The sequence below is a fragment of the Paenibacillus sp. HGF5 genome, from assembly GCF_000204455.1.
GTDB lineage: Bacteria > Bacillota > Bacilli > Paenibacillales > Paenibacillaceae > Paenibacillus_AQ > Paenibacillus_AQ lautus_A.
Genome location: NZ_AEXS01000167.1, coordinates 114,384 through 132,057, shown reverse-complemented (window position 1 = coordinate 132,057; position 17,674 = coordinate 114,384). Strand labels below are relative to the sequence as shown.

The 17,674-nt window shown below is 52.4% G+C and carries 20 protein-coding genes and 1 riboswitch; of the genes, 19 read left to right on the top strand and 1 reads right to left on the bottom strand.

Annotated elements, in window-relative coordinates; all coding sequences use genetic code 11:
* Window positions 1-38: 38 nt before the first annotated feature.
* The 11 genes from HMPREF9412_RS28025 to HMPREF9412_RS27975 all read left to right on the top strand — a co-directional run bounded on the left by HMPREF9412_RS28025 (window position 39) and on the right by HMPREF9412_RS27975 (window position 9,965).
* Complete coding sequence (locus tag HMPREF9412_RS28025; protein ID WP_009595206.1) at window positions 39-923, top strand: site-specific tyrosine recombinase; 885 nt, start codon at window positions 39-41, stop codon at window positions 921-923.
* A gap of 58 nt (window positions 924-981) precedes the next feature.
* Complete coding sequence (locus tag HMPREF9412_RS28020; protein ID WP_036673830.1) at window positions 982-1,806, top strand: purine-nucleoside phosphorylase; 825 nt, start codon at window positions 982-984, stop codon at window positions 1,804-1,806.
* A gap of 193 nt (window positions 1,807-1,999) precedes the next feature.
* Window positions 2,000-3,190: a D-alanyl-D-alanine carboxypeptidase family protein gene (locus HMPREF9412_RS28015; protein ID WP_009595223.1), complete on the top strand. Its 1,191-nt coding sequence runs from the start codon at window positions 2,000-2,002 to the stop codon at window positions 3,188-3,190.
* A 91-nt stretch (window positions 3,191-3,281) separates the two neighbouring features.
* Entirely contained in the window at window positions 3,282-3,635 is a 354-nt protein-coding gene (gene spoIIAA / locus HMPREF9412_RS28010) for an anti-sigma F factor antagonist (protein WP_009595152.1), read from the top strand.
* The gene (spoIIAB, locus tag HMPREF9412_RS28005; protein ID WP_009595262.1) at window positions 3,632-4,090 is read left to right on the top strand and encodes an anti-sigma F factor; all 459 of its coding nucleotides are present in this window, start codon (window positions 3,632-3,634) and stop codon (window positions 4,088-4,090) included. The genes spoIIAA and spoIIAB overlap by 4 nt, the downstream gene beginning before the upstream one ends.
* Window positions 4,091-4,101: 11 nt before the next feature.
* Entirely contained in the window at window positions 4,102-4,857 is a 756-nt protein-coding gene (gene sigF, locus HMPREF9412_RS28000) for an RNA polymerase sporulation sigma factor SigF (RefSeq protein ID WP_009595135.1), read from the top strand.
* A gap of 295 nt (window positions 4,858-5,152) precedes the next feature.
* Entirely contained in the window at window positions 5,153-5,797 is a 645-nt protein-coding gene (locus HMPREF9412_RS27995) for a stage V sporulation protein AA (RefSeq protein WP_009595232.1), read from the top strand.
* Entirely contained in the window at window positions 5,794-6,222 is a 429-nt protein-coding gene (locus tag HMPREF9412_RS27990) for a stage V sporulation protein AB (protein ID WP_009595161.1), read from the top strand. Before HMPREF9412_RS27995 ends, HMPREF9412_RS27990 begins: the two co-directional genes overlap by 4 nt.
* A 23-nt stretch (window positions 6,223-6,245) precedes the next feature.
* On the top strand, window positions 6,246-7,880 hold the full coding sequence (locus tag HMPREF9412_RS27985; protein ID WP_009595242.1) for a spore germination protein: 1,635 nt from the start codon (window positions 6,246-6,248) through the stop codon (window positions 7,878-7,880).
* 118 nt (window positions 7,881-7,998) lie between these two features.
* Window positions 7,999-9,333, top strand: a complete 1,335-nt coding sequence (lysA, locus tag HMPREF9412_RS27980) for a diaminopimelate decarboxylase (RefSeq protein ID WP_009595174.1) — start codon at window positions 7,999-8,001, stop codon at window positions 9,331-9,333.
* Between the two features lie 200 nt (window positions 9,334-9,533).
* The gene (locus HMPREF9412_RS27975) at window positions 9,534-9,965 is read left to right on the top strand and encodes a peptidylprolyl isomerase (RefSeq protein WP_009595227.1); all 432 of its coding nucleotides are present in this window, start codon (window positions 9,534-9,536) and stop codon (window positions 9,963-9,965) included.
* Between the two features lie 75 nt (window positions 9,966-10,040).
* Here the strand turns inward: HMPREF9412_RS27975 and HMPREF9412_RS27970 are convergent, their stop codons facing one another.
* Window positions 10,041-10,442, bottom strand: coding sequence for an acyl-CoA thioesterase (locus tag HMPREF9412_RS27970; RefSeq protein ID WP_009595168.1), 402 nt, complete (start codon window positions 10,440-10,442; stop codon window positions 10,041-10,043).
* A gap of 201 nt (window positions 10,443-10,643) precedes the next feature.
* Window positions 10,644-10,827: riboswitch (FMN riboswitch) on the top strand.
* Window positions 10,828-11,095: 268 nt separating this feature from the next.
* Between HMPREF9412_RS27970 and ribD the strand changes: the two genes are divergently transcribed.
* The 8 genes from ribD to ytfJ all read left to right on the top strand — a co-directional run bounded on the left by ribD (window position 11,096) and on the right by ytfJ (window position 17,631).
* Window positions 11,096-12,196, top strand: coding sequence for a bifunctional diaminohydroxyphosphoribosylaminopyrimidine deaminase/5-amino-6-(5-phosphoribosylamino)uracil reductase RibD (gene ribD, locus HMPREF9412_RS27965; protein ID WP_009595220.1), 1,101 nt, complete (start codon window positions 11,096-11,098; stop codon window positions 12,194-12,196).
* A gap of 23 nt (window positions 12,197-12,219) precedes the next feature.
* Entirely contained in the window at window positions 12,220-12,888 is a 669-nt protein-coding gene (gene ribE / locus HMPREF9412_RS27960) for a riboflavin synthase (RefSeq protein ID WP_009595133.1), read from the top strand.
* Between the two features lie 50 nt (window positions 12,889-12,938).
* Complete coding sequence (locus HMPREF9412_RS27955) at window positions 12,939-14,177, top strand: bifunctional 3,4-dihydroxy-2-butanone-4-phosphate synthase/GTP cyclohydrolase II (protein WP_009595119.1); 1,239 nt, start codon at window positions 12,939-12,941, stop codon at window positions 14,175-14,177.
* Window positions 14,178-14,436: 259 nt separating this feature from the next.
* On the top strand, window positions 14,437-14,904 hold the full coding sequence (ribH, locus tag HMPREF9412_RS27950; RefSeq protein ID WP_009595158.1) for a 6,7-dimethyl-8-ribityllumazine synthase: 468 nt from the start codon (window positions 14,437-14,439) through the stop codon (window positions 14,902-14,904).
* A gap of 65 nt (window positions 14,905-14,969) precedes the next feature.
* Entirely contained in the window at window positions 14,970-15,761 is a 792-nt protein-coding gene (locus HMPREF9412_RS27945) for a segregation and condensation protein A (protein ID WP_009595095.1), read from the top strand.
* Window positions 15,730-16,335, top strand: coding sequence for an SMC-Scp complex subunit ScpB (gene scpB / locus HMPREF9412_RS27940; RefSeq protein ID WP_009595153.1), 606 nt, complete (start codon window positions 15,730-15,732; stop codon window positions 16,333-16,335). The genes HMPREF9412_RS27945 and scpB overlap by 32 nt, the downstream gene beginning before the upstream one ends.
* 193 nt (window positions 16,336-16,528) lie before the next feature.
* On the top strand, window positions 16,529-17,209 hold the full coding sequence (locus HMPREF9412_RS27935; RefSeq protein ID WP_009595104.1) for a DUF2953 domain-containing protein: 681 nt from the start codon (window positions 16,529-16,531) through the stop codon (window positions 17,207-17,209).
* Entirely contained in the window at window positions 17,182-17,631 is a 450-nt protein-coding gene (ytfJ, locus tag HMPREF9412_RS27930; RefSeq protein ID WP_009595256.1) for a GerW family sporulation protein, read from the top strand. Before HMPREF9412_RS27935 ends, ytfJ begins: the two co-directional genes overlap by 28 nt.
* The last annotated feature ends 43 nt before the right edge of the window (window positions 17,632-17,674 follow it).

Genomic DNA, 17,674 nt, shown 5'->3' with positions numbered 1-17,674 from the left:
GTGCTTGCAAAGGGCCGCGGGAATAGGAGCAAAAGATCATGAAACCATATCTGGACGAATATGTACAATATCTGGAGGACGAGAAGGGACTGTCCCGAAGCACGATAGCATCGTATCGGGCCGACCTTCAAGGATTCCTTGCATTTGCAGCTGAAAGGGAGGTCACCCATCCGCGTGAGGTGAATCGAACGCTGCTCGGGCTGTATGTGGGAAGGCTGAGGCAGCAGGGGAAGGCGGCATCGAGCCTGCTTCGATGCACGGCTTCCCTGCGTTCCTTTTTTCAGTATTTGGTGCGTCAAGCCGTTATTGTACAGGATCCGACCCAGCTGCTGGATAATCCGAAGCCGGAACGGAAGCCGCCGAAGTCGCTAACCGTGGAGCAGGTGGACAAGCTGCTGTCGGCTCCCGATTCCGGTACCCCGCAGGGCGCCAGGGACAAAGCGATGCTTGAGCTGCTGTACGCTTCGGGCATCAAGGTCTCGGAATTGGTGAATCTGTCCGTCCATGACATCCAGTTGGAGATGCGCTTTTTACGCTGCGCGGTTTCCGGTGGGAAGGAGCGTATTCTGCCGATCACTCCCATTGCAGCCGAGAGCGTTGCATTGTATGTGCGAGATATGCGGGACAAGCTGATGAGGGATGCCGGTGAAGACGCGTTATTCCTGAATTCGCTGGGAACGCGCTTGACACGGCAGGGTTTTTGGAAAATTATTAAAAAGTATGGCAAGCTTGCCGATATTGACGAGGACATCACGCCGCATACCCTTCGGCATTCGTTTGCCATGCATTTACTGGGGAACGGCGCGGACTTGCGTTCGGTTCAGGAGATGCTGGGACACTCGGCATTGTCCACAACCGGGATGTATCAATCTGCCAAGAAAAGCATGAAGGAAGTATACGATCATTATCATCCGAGATCATAGGGCGGACTTACCGGCTCTAGGATCTACAATTTATTATCAGAATAGGAGAGGTATGAATATGAGTTCAGTCCATCAGCAAAGCATTAAGGAAGCAGCAGCATACATACGAGGGCAGAATGGCGTCCAGCCCGAGGTCGGCCTGATTTTGGGCTCGGGGCTCGGCGTGCTGGCGGAATTGATTGAGAATCCGGTTTCGATCGCTTACACGGACATTCCTCATTTTCCCGTATCGACGGTGGAAGGACATGAAGGCGAACTGCTGCTGGGCACGATCCACGACCGGCCTGTCGTCCTGATGAAGGGTCGCTTCCACATGTACGAAGGCTACGGCCCGGAAGTAACGGCTTTTCCGGTACGCGTCATGAAGGAGCTGGGCGTAAAGAGCCTGCTCGTTACCAATGCGGCCGGCGGCATCAACACGTCCTTTGAGCCGGGCGACCTCATGCTGATCTCCGATCATCTGAACATGACAGGAACCAACCCGTTAATCGGGCCTAACGATCCGGCGCTTGGCGTGCGCTTCCCGGACATGTCCCAGGCTTACAGCCGTCAACTTCGCCAATTGGCAAAAGAAGTCGCCGTGGGTCAGGGCATCGTGCTGAGAGAAGGGATTTACGCGGGTTTGCTGGGACCTACTTATGAAACGCCGGCTGAGATTGTCATGCTGCGCACGCTTGGTGCGGATGCGGTAGGCATGTCCACCGTGTCCGAGGTCATCGTCGCAAGGCATGCGGGGCTTGAGGTGCTGGGCATCTCCTGCATCAGCAACATGGCAGCGGGCATACTGGATCAACCGCTTTCCCATGACGAAGTGATGGAAACAGCGGAGAAGGTACGTGAGAAATTCCTGGCGCTCGTTATGGCCATCATTCCCAAAATGTAATGGATATTAGCATGAGGCTGGGCTTCTTGCAGATGTAAATCTGCGAAAAGCCCAGCCTCTTTGTTATGTCCTTTTAGATGAATGGCAACAATTTTCCGTAAAATACTGGAATAATTTGTTTTCAACCTGACGACAATGAATAGCAGACCCGCGCACAGCGGGATGCCATTACGAATGTCAGGAGGGGACGGAAGTGAAAAAAGCGTTAATCGCTGGATTCCTGGTTCTAGCCGTGGGATTGTCCAGTGCGGCTGTACCAAGTTATGCGGAAGAAAATAGCAAACCCGGCGGAGGATCATCTCAAGAGGAGCTGGCGCCAAGTGCCCGTTCCGCTATATTGCTGGATGCGGATACCGGAACCATTATTTACGAGAAAAACAGCCATGATAAGCTGCCTCCGGCAAGCATCACCAAGGTAATGACGATGCTGCTTACGATGGAAGCCATCGATGAAGGACAATTGAAGTTGACCGATAAGGTGCGCACCAGCGAATATGCGGCATCCATGGGCGGATCCCAGATTTTTCTTGAGCCCGGCGAGGAAATGACCGTGGACGAGATGCTCAAAGGCATTGCCATGGCGTCGGGCAATGATGCTTCCGTTGCGATGGCGGAGAAGATTGCCGGCTCGGAAGAAGGCTTCGTGAAAATGATGAACGAGAAAGCGGCGGAGCTGGGGATGAAAGATACGCATTTCGTGAACTGCAACGGACTTCCTGCAGAGAATCATTATACATCGGCCCATGACATAGCGGTCATGAGCAGGGAATTGCTGAAATACGACCAGATCACCAAATATACCGGCGCTTATCAGGATTACTTGCGCAAAGATTCGGAGAAACCGTTCTGGCTGGTCAATACGAACAAGCTGGTGCGGTTTTACACGGGCGCGGACGGATTGAAAACCGGGTATACGTCCGAAGCCAAGTTCTGTTTATCGGCAACGGCCAAACGGGACGGGCTGCGCGCTGTAGCGGTTGTCATGGGGGCTCCGGACACCAAGACGCGGAACAATGAAGTATCGCGCATGTTTGATTATGCCTTTTCCCAATACACGATGCACTCCATCTATAAGCCTGGCGAAGTGCTCGGTATCGTGAAGGTTCAAAAGGGCAACGTGCCCGAGATCTCGATTCAAGCGGAAAAAGACTACAGCGTGCTTGTCAAGAAAGGCGTAAAGAATCCGGACATCCGTCATGAGATTCAGTTGGATCCGAACGTGAAGGCACCGGTAGCCGCCGGACAAGTCATCGGCAAGCTGTCTGTCTATCAGGGGGAACAGCTCGTGAAGGAGTTCGAGCTGACATCGCCTGTCGAGGTGGAAAAGGCCGGATTCTGGAAGCTGTTCAAACGGACAACCGGCAAGTTGTTTCATGTAGATTAATGGGAGTTTTCTTCTAGTTTTGTCGTGATGCAGGAATGTCTTTTTCGAATGTAGAAATCCTTGTTCATGTCAGGGAGGAGAGTGAACAAACATGAATCTGCATGTTGATATGGAGCATCACAGGCATGTTCTGATCGTCCGTCTGTCCGGCGAGCTGGATCATCATACGGCCGATCATGTCCGGATGCAGCTGGATGAAGCCATTCAGAGACGTCAAACAGAGCACTTGGTGCTGAGCTTAAAAGACTTGGATTTTATGGACAGCTCAGGGCTGGGAGTCATTCTGGGACGCTATAAATTCATCAAGCAAAAGGGCGGAAAGATGGCGGTGTGCGATGTCAAGCCGCAGGTTTACCGCTTGCTTGACATGTCGGGGCTGTTCAAAATCATGCCGATATACGAGAACGAGGGCACGGCACTCTCGGGTCTGGAGGTAGTGTCATGAGTGAAGGAAGAGCACAGCATAATTTTATGTCGCTGCAGTTTGCCGCTAGGTCGGAAAACGAATCCTTTGCCCGTGTCGCCGTGGCTGCATTCATCTCCCAGATGGATCCCAACATGGATGAGCTGAACGATCTGAAAACGGTGGTTTCCGAGGCCGTCACGAACAGCATCATCCATGGTTACGACAGCGACCCGGAAGGGGTCGTCAAGATTGAAGCCTCGATAGACGGGGATATGATCACGCTGCGCATCGAAGATTCCGGCCACGGGATCGAAGATCTGGAGATGGCGAAGCAGCCGCTGTATACCTCGAAGCCGGAGCTGGAACGATCCGGCATGGGATTCACCATCATGGAAAATTTCATGGACGAATTTGAAGTGGTCAGCGAACCAGGCAACGGTACGTCGATCAAAATGAAAAAGAGGATCGAATCTAAGAAAGCTTTATATAATTAGGGGTTGGACAAATGGATGCCGATGTGAAGAAAACTTCGCAGACTTATTTGGACGACGCGGAGGTCAAACGACTCATTGCACTTAGCCAAAGCGGGGATAATGTCGCCCGGGACACGCTCGTCAACTGTAATATTCGTCTTGTCTGGTCTGTCGTTCAACGGTTTATGAACCGTGGGTATGAGCCGGATGATCTGTTTCAGATCGGCTGTATCGGTCTCCTCAAATCCGTGGACAAGTTCGATCTCAGTTATGACGTAAAGTTCTCTACCTATGCCGTACCGATGATTATCGGTGAAATTCAGCGTTTCTTAAGGGACGACGGGACTCTGAAGGTCAGCCGTTCGCTTAAGGAGATGGCCAACAAAGTCAGGAAGAAGCGGGACGAGCTGTCCAAGCAGCTCGATCGTCTTCCCACGGTGAAAGAGGTTGCCGAAGAGCTGGGGGTAACGCCCGAGGAAGTGGTGTTTGCCCAGGAGGCGAACAAACCGCCAACCTCGATTCATGAGACCGTATTTGAAAATGACGGGGATCCCATCACGCTAATGGATCAGATTGCCGATGATTCGCAGGAACGATGGTTTGACAAGCTGGCCTTGAACGAAGCGATAGGGGGCTTGACCGAACGGGAGCGGCTCATTGTATATCTAAGGTACTACCGGGATCAGACGCAGTCGGAAGTTGCCACCCGGCTGGGCATATCCCAGGTGCAGGTATCGCGGCTTGAGAAAAAAATATTGCAGAGCATTCGGAACGAGATCGCGCAGTAGCGGGATCTATACCGTATCCTAAAGCCTGCACAAAGAGAGCGCCGTCCTTCTGGGACGGCGCTTTCTTGCGGAAATAAGACCGTAACCACTTCAGCGTCTTCCCCCTTTATCTCGCTTCACGATCTTTCCCAAAAGGGGGCCTGTCTTCTAAGTGAGATGTCGATGGTTGATTAGCTTGTTTTTTTGTATAACGGTCCTGGCCGGTCCGGCGATTAAAGAAAGTATGGTAAATCCGAGTAGAAACGATGGTAATTTCCCATACTAACGGTAATTTAGCAGTAAAGGAGTGTTTCGGATGAAGGTTAATCCCACTCCGACGGTGTTTCTGCAGCTGCGGAGCCGAATACGGCTGCCAAGAGACCAGACCGTCAAACTAGGCGATGTCGCCTTCATAGTCTGTGAGCCCGAATGGGAGAAACGGCTCAGAGCCCTGCCGTTGACTCAGCCGAAGGATATCGACGGCAACCGTCTTGTCATGGATCTGATTCAAATCATTCCGAAGATACAAGGGTTGATTCCGGGCGCCCATATTGAACCGATGGGTAACCATCATACCCTGGTGGAGCTTGTCGGTCCGGACAGCAAGCGATCCAAGCTGTGGTTCCCGCTCATTTGGCTGCTCTTGTTTTTCGGTTCTGCGCTCACCATCATGAACTTTCATGCAGACGTCAACATGCTCGAGGTCCAGATCCGGATTGTCGAAATGGTGACGGGAAAACGAGACGAGCATCCCTATTTGTTCCAGATCGCTTACTCTCTGGGGCTCGGATTCGGCATGACGGTGTTCTTCAATCATTTGTTCAAGAAAAAATGGAATGAAGAACCGACCCCGCTGGAGGTGGAAATGTACCTCTATCAGGAAAATCTGGATCAGTTCGTGGTTGCCGAAGAATACCGGAAAATGAACGCCGATGCCGATACGACGGGGAAAAAACCATGATGATGTCCATTCTGCAAGGGGTATTTACCTGTGTTCTCGGCGTAGCCGGAGGCATCGCCGTCGGCGGGGGCGTGATTGCGCTCATCATAGTGCTGGACATCATACCGAGATTGTCCCAATTGACGGCGACTTACAGCCGGGTGCATTGGTATGAAGGAGCATTGATAACGGGATCCTTCATTGGCACGGTGGCCGATTTCTGGAGATGGTCCGTTCCTTTGGGACCGGTCGTGAGTACCATAATCGGACTGATGTGCGGAATATTTATCGGCATGCTGGCAGCCGCACTGACGGAAGTATTGAATGTCCTGCCGATTCTGGCCAAGCGGCTCCGGCTGAAGGGGTATTTGTTTGGTCTTCTGATGGCCATGGTGGCAGGCAAGGTAGCGGGTTCCCTGTTCGACTGGTTTGTTTACAGCAAGTGACAGTTATGGCTAGGAGGTAGGTTATGGACGAGAAAACAACGCATGGCGGCGAACTGGAGGCCGGGATTCCGATCATTCCCCCATCCGAGATCAAAGCGTTAGAGGAAGAAGCGCTAAAGGAAAAGAGGGAGGCTGAAACCTCCGACAGCACCAAGGAATCCGTCATTTATTGGCAGCAAACGGACGATGTTCCCGCGAAGTTGAGCGAACTGAAAGAAACGCTTAAGGAAGTGATCGGCCTTGGGGTTTCGTTTGACGTGGTATTCCGCGAGATGAACTTTGCCGGCAGAAATGCGGGGCTTCTCTTTCTAAACGGGTTCACCAACGATGTCGTGGTGACGGAAATTTTGACAAGGCTGACGTACCTGACGCCAGACGACGTTAACAACCATGCGCTTTCCGAAATCATGAACCGCTATATTCCCCATGTTCAGGTAGAGCGGGACACCAGGCTCAGCAAGGTGATTGACGAGGTCCTGTCAGGCCTATGCGCGCTGTTCATCGAGGATGCGCATTCCGCCATCATCCTGGACACCCGGAAATATCCCGTACGGGGACTCGAAGAGCCGGCTGTCGAACGCGTTGTTCGAGGCGCCAGGGACGGGTTTACGGAGACGCTGGTGACGAACGTTAACCTCGTGCGGAGACGGGTTCGTGATCCGGGACTGCATGTGGAGATCATCAAAGTGGGAAGGCGTACGAGAACGGACGTCAGTTTGGTCTTCATCGATGACGTAGCCGACCGTACCCAGGTAGAAGCCATCCGGAAGAAAATCCAGGAAATCGATTTGGAGGGGCTCCCTCTTGGCGACAAGCAGCTGGAGGAAGCGATTGTAAACAAGGGCTGGCACCCCTATCCGCTGGTCCGTTATTCCGAGCGTCCGGACGTGGTCTCTTCCCATCTGCTGGAAGGCCGGATCGTCATTATGGTGGATACATCGCCGAGTGTGATGATCATGCCGACCACCTTCCTGGATCTCTGTCAGCATGCGGAAGAGAATCGCCAGACCCCGTTTATGGGGACCTATCTTCGCTGGATACGATTTATAGGCATTTTTGCTTCCATGTTCCTGCTCCCGTTGTGGATGCTGCTGGTTGTCCATCCTGAATTGAAGCCGCCGGGTCTCGATATCATCGGTCCGCAGGAGAATGCGAAAATTCCCATTATTCTGCAGTTTCTGATCGTGGAATTCGGCGTGGATTTGCTCCGCTTGGCCGCGGTTCATACACCGACGCCGCTCGCATCGGCAATGGGCTTGATCGCTGCGATTTTGATCGGCGATATTGCCGTTAAAACCGGATTGTTTGTCAACGAGGTTGTCTTGTATATGGCGGTTGCCTCCATAGGGATGTTTGCGACTCCAAGTTATGAGCTGGGGCTGGCCAACCGGATGGTCAGGCTGGTCCTGCTGCTGGCCACAGCCATGTTCGGGGTGAAGGGGTTTGTCATCGGGACAACGCTTCTAATTCTGCTTCTGACGACCCACCGTTCCTATAACTCGTCTTATTTATGGCCGTTTATACCATTTAGTGCAAAAGCGATGGGTGAAATTTTATTCCGCAAACCGCTGCTTATGTCAAGAAGACGCCCGGCTCTCAACAAAACGCGTGACAACACGAAAATGGGCCCGGAAATGAATCCGAGGGGCGAGCACTAACAATAACACAAATGTTGTGTTGAAAAATCCATTTTGATTACCTTCCGTTGTCTGCTATACTGTGAACAATTATTCGATTACCCTATTTTTGAAACAATGGATCGGAGGAATTGTAAGCATGTTTTTACACGGTACAAGCAAGATTAACGATCAGGGGCATTTGGAAATCGGCGGGTGTGACACATCCGATTTGAAAGCTCAATATGGAACACCACTATATATCGTAGACGAGCAGTCGGTTCGCAACCGCTGCCGGGAATACATCGAGGCCTTCAAGGCTTCCGGTTTGAAGTTCCAAGTCGCGTATGCAAGCAAGGCGTTCTGCGTTATGGCCATGTGCCGATTGGCCGACGAGGAAGGCATGTCGCTCGACGTTGTTTCCGACGGAGAGCTGTACACGGCGCTTCAGGCCGGATTCCCGGCGGATCGGATTCATTTCCACGGAAATAATAAGACGCCGGAAGAGATCGAGATGGCGCTGGATGCCGAAATCGGCTGTTTCGTTGTCGATAACGTGATCGAACTGCATATGCTGCAGGCCATCGCTGCCGAGAAGAACCGCAAGGTCAACATTTTGCTTCGCGTGACACCGGGCGTCGAGGCGCATACGCATGAATATATCTCGACAGGACAAACCGATTCGAAGTTCGGCTTTGATATCGGCAACGGCTCTGCGTACGAAGCGGTGCAGCTTGCGGAAGCACAGGCCAATATTCATCTCATGGGCATCCATTCCCACATCGGTTCCCAAATTTTTGAGGTAGAAGGCTTCCAGATGGCTGTTCAGCGCGTAGCTGAATTTGCAGCTTCCGTAAAAGAAGGCCTGGGCGTTGTGTTCAAGGTCGTGAACCTGGGCGGCGGATTCGGTATCCGCTACGTGGATGGAGATACGCCGCTTCAAGTATCCCAATATGTAAAAGCGATTACGGATGCGGTAAAGAACCATTTTGCGGGCCTTGGTTCCGAGCTTCCTGAAATTTGGGTGGAACCGGGTCGGAGCATCGTCGGTGACGCAGGCACCACGCTCTACACGGTGGGCACCAGCAAGGATATTCCCGGGGTGCGCAAATATGTTGCCGTCGACGGCGGCATGACGGACAATCCGCGTCCGGCACTCTACGAATCGAAATACGAAGCGCTGCTTGCAAACCGTGCTAAAGAAGAGCCGGAAGAAACGGTATCCATTGCCGGCAAATGCTGCGAGAGCGGAGACATGCTGATTTGGGACCTGGAGCTTCCGAAGGTTGAAACGGGCGATCTGCTGGCGGTGTCCTGCACGGGCGCATACAACTATTCCATGGCCAGCAATTACAACCGGATCCGCAAGCCTGCGGTCGTATTCGTGAAGGATGGGCAAAGCAATCTGGTCGTTCGCCGCGAATCGCTTGCCGATATCATCAGCAACGATGTCGTGCCGGCGGATGTAACAAAAGAAACCGTTACGAGTTTATAAGACGTCAATGTCTCTGGATAGGAAGGGCCCGCCAAAGCCTCCGGCTGCGGTCAGGGCTCTTCGTCCTGCCTTCCGTCGGCTATGGTCGCGGGGGAGGGACAAGTTCGTTTTGCTTCGAGGCTCAAAACATAGTAAACTATAACTTGCATTGTAAAAAAATCGATAAAAGCGTTTGAGATAACGGAAGGAGATACACACATATGGCAAAAAAAGCGAAGATCACCTTGGAAAACGGCAAAGAGGTTGTGCTTGACCTGTTCGAGAACGATGCACCGAACACGGTGGCTAATTTTGAGAAATTGGCCAACTCCGGCTTCTATAACGGTCTGGTATTTCACCGCGTAATTCCTGGATTCGTTGCTCAAGGCGGATGTCCGCAAGGAACGGGAACCGGCGGACCGGGTTATACCATTAACTGCGAGATCAATCCTAACAAGCACGAGCGCGGAAGCTTGGCCATGGCGCATGCCGGCCGGAATACCGGCGGAAGTCAGTTCTACGTGTGCTACGAGCCGCAGCCGCATTTGGACGGACAACATACCGTATTCGGCAAAGTTGTTGAAGGCATGGAATACGTGGATGCATTCAAAGGCCGCGACAAAATGGAAAAAGTAGAAGTGTACGAAGCATAATAAATTCAGCATCATGCAAAAACAGGCTCACCCTCAGGGGTGAGTCTGTTTTTTATGGCCGCCGCAAAGGGCGGATTACGCAGGGGCTGGGAACAATCGGCGAAGTTCTTCGGGGACGGGCCGGCTTTTACGTGAGTTTACATCCATCGCCACGCTGGTAACGATGGCATCCGCGCACAGCTCATGCTGTTCGTTGTATATCCGCTGGGCCATGACGTAACTCGTGCGGCCCATGGACTCGGGTTCCGTCACGACGGTCAGCCGTTCGCCTTGGCCGCACTCCTTGCGGTAATTGATATTGATATTGACGGTGACGGTCTGAACCCCGAGCCGTTTCAGCACATCATACCGCAGATCTCCCGCTTCGTACCATTCCTCCCGGCCCCACTCCAGGTATTCGAGGTATTTTGCATTGTTTACATGTCCGTTGACGTCGATCTCCGTGGGACGGACGATAATGTCCAGCGAAGTTTTCATCGTGGCTCGCTCCTTTTCAACTACTTCTTACCTCCTTGCTTACCCTACTTAACTGTTCTCCTTTCGGGAAGCGTTCTCCTTTAAAAGTCCATGCTAATGACAGCATTAAAGTTATTCGCTTTAAAAAAGTTAGTTGTTTTTTCTTGCAATTTTCAAAAGGGGGTGATAAGATTCTTCATAAGATCAAACAATTTCATATGTTTAATCCTTCGGGGCAGGGTGAAATTCCCTACCGGCGGTGATGAACGCAGTGATTGAGCTTATCGAAGCAGAGTGCTGCGTCTTAGTCCGTGACCCGGATATGAATGTGATGTTTCACATCGTATGCGGTGGACCTGGTGCAAATCCGGGACCGACAGTATAGTCTGGATGGGAGAAGGAGTGAAAGACACATAAGCAGCACATGTTATTGTGTCTTTGCGCACAGCGTGACATGCGTTATGTGCAGGTTTTCACATGCGATTCAAAGCTGTGACGGCGTTTTTTTGGTTTCGCCTGTGACGGATTTGGGTCGCTTGCTATACGCGAAATCTGCATTCATGACGGTTATTTATCGTGTCAATGATTAACTTCCATCAAGCCCTGTTTAAGGATTCTTCGGAATCTTTGGCAGGGCTTTTTTGTATGAACGTTGGGAAAGGGGCATGTTTAGCATGGATATCGTCAACGATGAATTCTATATGTCACTTGCGCTGGATCTGGCTGAACGTGCGCAGGGCCAAACCGGGATCAACCCGGTAGTCGGCTGCGTCGTCGTTAAGGACGGTGCTCTCGCCGGGGTGGGCACGCATCTGGAACGCGGAACGCCGCATGCCGAGGTTCATGCCCTGAATATGGCCGGGCCGAAAGCGGCAGGCAGTACCGTGTACGTGACATTGGAGCCCTGCAGTCACTACGGCGCAACGCCGCCTTGCAGCGAGAGGCTTATCGCCAAGGGCGTTCGGCGGGTGGTTGTGGCCTGCGAGGATCCGAATCCCCTCGTGGCGGGCAGAGGGATTCAGATGCTGCGCGCAGCGGGAATCGAGGTTGAAACGGGTATCCTTAAAGATCGCGCTCTTCGCCTGAACGAAGCCTTTGTTAAATTCATTACGACGGGCCGGCCCTTCGTCACGTTAAAGACGGCCAGCACGCTGGACGGCAAGATCGCTTCGAAAACCGGGGACAGCAAGTGGATCTCCAATGAAAAATCCCGGGAGCTGGTGCATACGCTGCGCCATCGCCATCAAGGCATCATGGTCGGCGTGTCTACGGTTATCGCGGATAACCCGAGCCTGACGACCCGGCTTGGCGTTAAGGGGCTGCACCCGGTCAGGATCATCGTGGATTCGAGCCTGAGGATACCGCTCGACAGCCATGTCGTGTTAGACGGATTGGCGCCCACCTGGATCTTGACGACGGAGCAGGCGGATGACACGAAGCGGACCGAGTTGGAAGAGCTTGGTGTTCAGGTCATCCCCTGCGGGCCTGGACCGCGGGTGGATCTGAAGGGAGCGCTGCTGCAATTGGGACAAAAGGGGATCGCCTCGATTTTGCTGGAAGGCGGCGGTACGCTTAATGGCTCGATGCTGGAGCAGAAGCTGGTGGACCGGCTCATCCAGTTTATCGCTCCCAAAATCATCGGCGGGTATGATGCGCCGGGAAATTACATGTTCAGCGGTTATGAACAGATGAACCAAGCGATTTCGCTGACAGGACTTGAGACCGAAAGACTGGGCGACAATATCTACGTCACTGGCATTCCGGTCTGGAAATAAGGAGCGAGAAAGGAGGGAAGCCTGTGTTTACTGGATTGGTCGAGGAGATCGGCGAGATGCGGCGTATCGGGCGCCAAGGGGAGGCCATGCTGCTGAGCATTTCCGCTAACCGGATTATGGACGATCTGAAGCTGGGCGACAGCGTATCCGTAAATGGCGTCTGCTTGACGGCTACGGCGATCGACAAGGGCGTATTTACGGTTGACGTTATGCCGGAAACCTATAGGAATACGAATCTCAAGGAGCTGCAGCCGGGCGGGAAGGTTAATTTGGAACGGGCGATGGCAGCCGGAGGGAGATTCGGAGGCCATATCGTTCAGGGACACGTGGATGGCATCGGCGTCATTCGGAGCGTAAAGGCCGATCAGAATGCAGTGGTATACGAGATTTCGCCCACGGATGGGGACGTATTCAAATATATCATTCCGAAAGGCTCGGTCACATTGGATGGAATCAGCTTGACCGTTGTCAAAACGACGGATTCCTCCTTTACGGTGTCCATCATTCCCCATACGCTGGCGGAGACGGTGCTCGCTTATAAAAAAGCGGGCGACACGATTAATATCGAATGCGACATTTTGGGGAAATATGTAGATCACCTGCTGCACTACGGTTCGGAAGGCGCAGGAAGCAGAAGCGGCACGAAATCGGGGATCAGCAGGGATTACCTGGCCGAGCATGGCTTTGCCTAAGCCGTTTCTTGCATATAGAGATATCTCCATGAGAAGAAGGAGGAATAGGGATGGATGAGCGCTTTTCATTTCATACGATCGAAGAGGCGTTATCAGATTTGAAGGAAGGCAAGGTCGTCATCGTTGTTGATGACGAGGACCGCGAGAATGAAGGCGATTTTATCGCATTAGCGGATAAAGCTACCCCTGAGGTCATCAATTTCATGATCACCGAAGGCCGCGGGCTGGTCTGTTTGCCAATGACGCAGGCCAGGGCTCGGGAGCTCGATCTCAAACCGATGGTGACGCAAAACACGGACTATCATGGAACGGCCTTTACCGTCTCCATTGACCATAAGGACACCACGACGGGCATATCCGCCCATGAACGTTCCATAACCGTCAACGGCATCTTGGATCCAAATGCATCGGCCGCCGATTTTCGAAGACCGGGCCATATGTTTCCGCTGATTGCGAAAGACGGCGGCGTTCTTCGCCGGGCAGGACATACGGAGGCGGCTGTCGATCTAGCCCGCCTGAGCGGCTCCTATCCGGCAGGCGTCATCTGCGAGGTGATCAAGGAAGACGGCACGATGGCAAGGCTTCCAGACTTGATGGAGATCGCGAAAAAGCATGATCTGAAGCTGATCAGCATCAAGGATTTGATCCATTACCGCAACGAAAAAGAAAAGCTCGTGCAGCGCGAGGTGGCGGTGCGGATGCCGACCGACTACGGCGTGTTTCAAGCCGTAGCCTACACCAATGACGTGGACAACAAAGAGCATGTCGCATTGGTAAAAGGAGAGATCGACCCGAGTGAGCCGGTTCTCGTCCGCGTGCACTCCGAGTGCTTGACAGGGGATGTGTTCCACTCCCATCGCTGCGACTGCGGTCCGCAATTTGAGGCGGCCCTTCGCCAGATTGATGAAGCAGGCAGAGGCGTGCTTCTCTATATGCGCCAGGAGGGACGGGGCATCGGTTTGATCAACAAGCTGAAAGCCTATAAGCTGCAGGAAGAAGGGCTCGACACCGTCGATGCGAACCTGAAGCTAGGCTTTGCGGCGGATCTGCGCGATTACGGCATCGGAGCCCAGATCCTGAAGGATTTGGGCGTAAGGAAGATCCGCCTGCTGACAAACAATCCGCGTAAAATCAAGGGTCTCGAAGGTTACGGCCTGGAGGTCGTGGAGCGCGTCCCGATTCAAATGCCGGAGAACGAGGATAACACGGGCTACCTGCACACCAAGCAAGCGAAGCTCGGTCATATGCTGAAGTTCAATGATATCGAGCAGAACGAGAGTGCCAATTAATCACCAACCCAATAAAAGGTCAATCATGGAGGAGGTTTGCCTCATGGAATGACCCAGCGAAGAGGGCGGAATGCTGCTGGAGAAGCGCCAGCGGTCGCCTTTAACTCCTGATTTCTTCCCTGAGAATATAGATCATGAAATCAGGAGTTAACAGCGATCGGAAGCAGCAGCCGTCAGCGCAGCGGGCAACCACATCGATGTCATCCCAAATCCATGTTTGACCTTATATAAACTCCAACCCGAAAGGAAGTCATCCAACATGGCAACAATATTTGAAGGTCATTTAGTATCCGAAGGTTTGAAATACGGCATCGTGGTAGGTCGTTTCAACGAATTCATCACCAGCAAGCTGCTTGGCGGGGCACTGGACGCCTTGAAGCGTCACGGCGCACAGGACAACGAAATCGACGTCGCCTGGGTGCCGGGGGCGTTTGAAATTCCGCTCATCGCCCAAAAGATGGCAGAAAGCGGCAAATACGATGCGATCATCACCTTGGGAACCGTCATTCGCGGCTCCACCACGCACTATGATTATGTGTGCAACGAAGTGGCCAAGGGCGTGTCCGCCATTAACCTGAAGACCGGCGTACCAACGATTTTCGGCGTCGTCACGACGGAGAACATTGAACAAGCCGTCGAACGGGCGGGAACGAAGGCAGGCAATAAAGGCTGGGATTCCGCCATGGCGGCCATTGAAATGGCGAACTTGACGAAAAGCCTAAAATAGTGCTTATTTAATGTAGTGCTCTTTTTATAGAGCACTGCATTTTATTTTTGGCGGGAGGATTCACCGTGACCGTATTATACAAGCTGGAAACGTTTGAAGGACCGCTCGATCTGCTGCTGCACTTGATTGATAAAGCGGAAATCGACATCCAGGATATTCCCGTCAGCGAGATTACCGAACAATACATGGCCTATTTACACAACATGCAGGAGCTGGAACTGGAAATTACGAGCGAATTTCTGGTGATGGCTGCAACGCTGCTGTCTATAAAGAGCAAGCTATTGCTTCCGAAGCCTCCGGTTATCGAAATGGACGAGTTCGATTTTTTTGAAGAGGATGACATGGATCCGAGAGCGGAACTCATCGCGAAGCTGATCGAATACCGCAAGTACAAAGGCATCGCCCGTCATCTGCATGAGAAGGAATGGGAACGCAGCATGATTTACTCCAAGGAAGCGGAGGATCTGACTCCTTACATGCCGGAAGTGGAAGAGAACCCGGTGCAGGGATTACATATCTCGGATTTGATCGCAGCTTTTCAAAAAGCGTTAAGCAAAGCCGTCAAACGCACATCGTATGCCCGCATCCAGCGGGATGAAATATCGGTTAAGGACCGGATCCGGCAGGTGATGGACGCTTTGGAGCAGGTCGGGCCGGGAGGCAGGATTCTGTTCTCCAAGCTGCTGCACGAGGAGATGGAGCGCCATGAAATCGTGGTGACCTTTCTGGCTATCTTGGAGCTGATGAAGATGAAGCAAATCCTGTGCTACCAAGAGAAATTGTTTGAAGATATCGTCATGGAGTGGAGAGGGGAAGAACGCATTGATGGAATATCCGAAGCTGAAATCGATTATTGAGGGGCTTCTGTTCCTGGCGGGAGAAGAGGGCTTGTCGGTAAAGCAAATTGCTGAAATCACCGAGCAATCGGATGGCCTCGTTGGCGAAGCGCTGGAGGATATGAAGGAAGAATGGGAGCGATATGAACGGGGAATTCAGATCGTGCAGATTGCAGGGAGCTACAAAATCGCGACGCTGGCCGAGCACGCCCCGTATTTCGAACGTCTGGCGTATTCGCCTTCCCGCTCCTCATTGTCGCAAGCCGCGCTCGAGACGCTTTCCATCGTGGCCTATCGGCAGCCGATTACGCGGGTGGAGATTGAAGACATTCGCGGCGTCAAGTCCGAAAGAGCCATCCATACGCTGGTAAGCAAAGGGTTGATTGAAGAAGTCGGACGCGCGGAGGCGATTGGCAGACCGATTCTGTATGGAACGACCAAATCGTTTCTGGATTATTTCGGGCTTGCGAACATCAAGGATTTGCCGGAGCCGTCGCAATTCGAGGATAACGATCATCTGGAAGAGGAAACGCAGCTGCTGTTCGACAAGCTTGACGGACAACAGCTTACGTTTGATGATGTGGAGGAAAGCTAGCCATCATATATGGTATAATGCTTCATTTGAGAAATGGGTCCTGAGCGTGGATAATCCGCGTCCGGGCCCTTTTTTTGTCGTTCCAGGCATATGAAAGCAGAGGATCGAAGCAGTTTCGCATCATTTGGAGACCCTTTTGCCATACTAAGCCAAGCGGATTACATTTTACTAAGTTCGTTTTGGGGGTTACTTCGTGAGGATATGGATCTTTCTTGCGGTCGGCCTGGTCGTTCTCCTTATCGCATTGCTGATCGTTGTGCTAAGCTCGAAGGTCACGATAAAGCTGGACGTGGTCCTAAGAAAAAATGAATATAAAGTATTGGCGGAAATGAAAATGCTCTTTGGATGGATCACGCGCAAATACGAAGTTCCCTTTCACTTGGCCAACGGTGGCATTGAGTATAAAAAAGAGACCGTTCCCGTGGACGAGGGGACTGAGCTCGGTTCCAAAGAAAACAAAGAAACTTCAAGACGAACTATACGATATAGGGACTATGTGCGGGTCTTGCTGACTACTAAAGGATTTAAAAAGTGGGCAAGGCAAACGATGGCGGCCGTTCATCTCATGGATGTGCGCTGGTCAACCCGGATTGCTTTGGAGCATGCGGCCGATACCGCGGTTGCAACCGGGCTGCTTCATGCTGTTAAGCATACCATTATGGGATGGATGTCGTACCGGCTGATTATGGATGAGCTGCCGGAAATCCAGGTGGTACCGGTCTTTAACGGTCCGCCGCAAATTTCCACAGAGCTTTGCTGCATAGCGAAAATCTCCTGCGGAAAAGCTATGTATGCTGGACTGGTACTTATAGTTCGCGTGTTAAAGGTGAAAGGAGGAATTAGATCATGGCAGAACACCCTATTCAAGGCTTGATGCAAACGGCTATGGAGAACATCAAGGGAATGGTGGACGTGAATACGATCGTAGGCGACCCCGTGAATACCCCTGACGGCAGCGTCATTTTGCCAATCAGTAAGGTGGCGTTTGGTTTTGCAGCGGGCGGGAGCGACTACAACGTTGAAGCAGGCGGCACACACCATAATACCGCTAACGGGACGCATACCGACCATAATGCCCTTCCTTTTGGCGGCGGCAGCGGCGGTGGCGTGTCCATCCGGCCGATAGCTTTCCTGGTCGTGGGTAAAGAAGGCGTGCACATCGTTCCGCTGGACAACCAGACACATCTGTTTGAACGGATTATCGATGCGACCCCGTATTTACTCGATCAAATCCAGTCGATGTTTCAATCGGGAAGCAATGCCGCAGGCAGCACGACGCCTCCGCCGGCATACTGATTGAAGCAGGCAGATCCCTTTCGTTCATGACGGAAGGGATTTT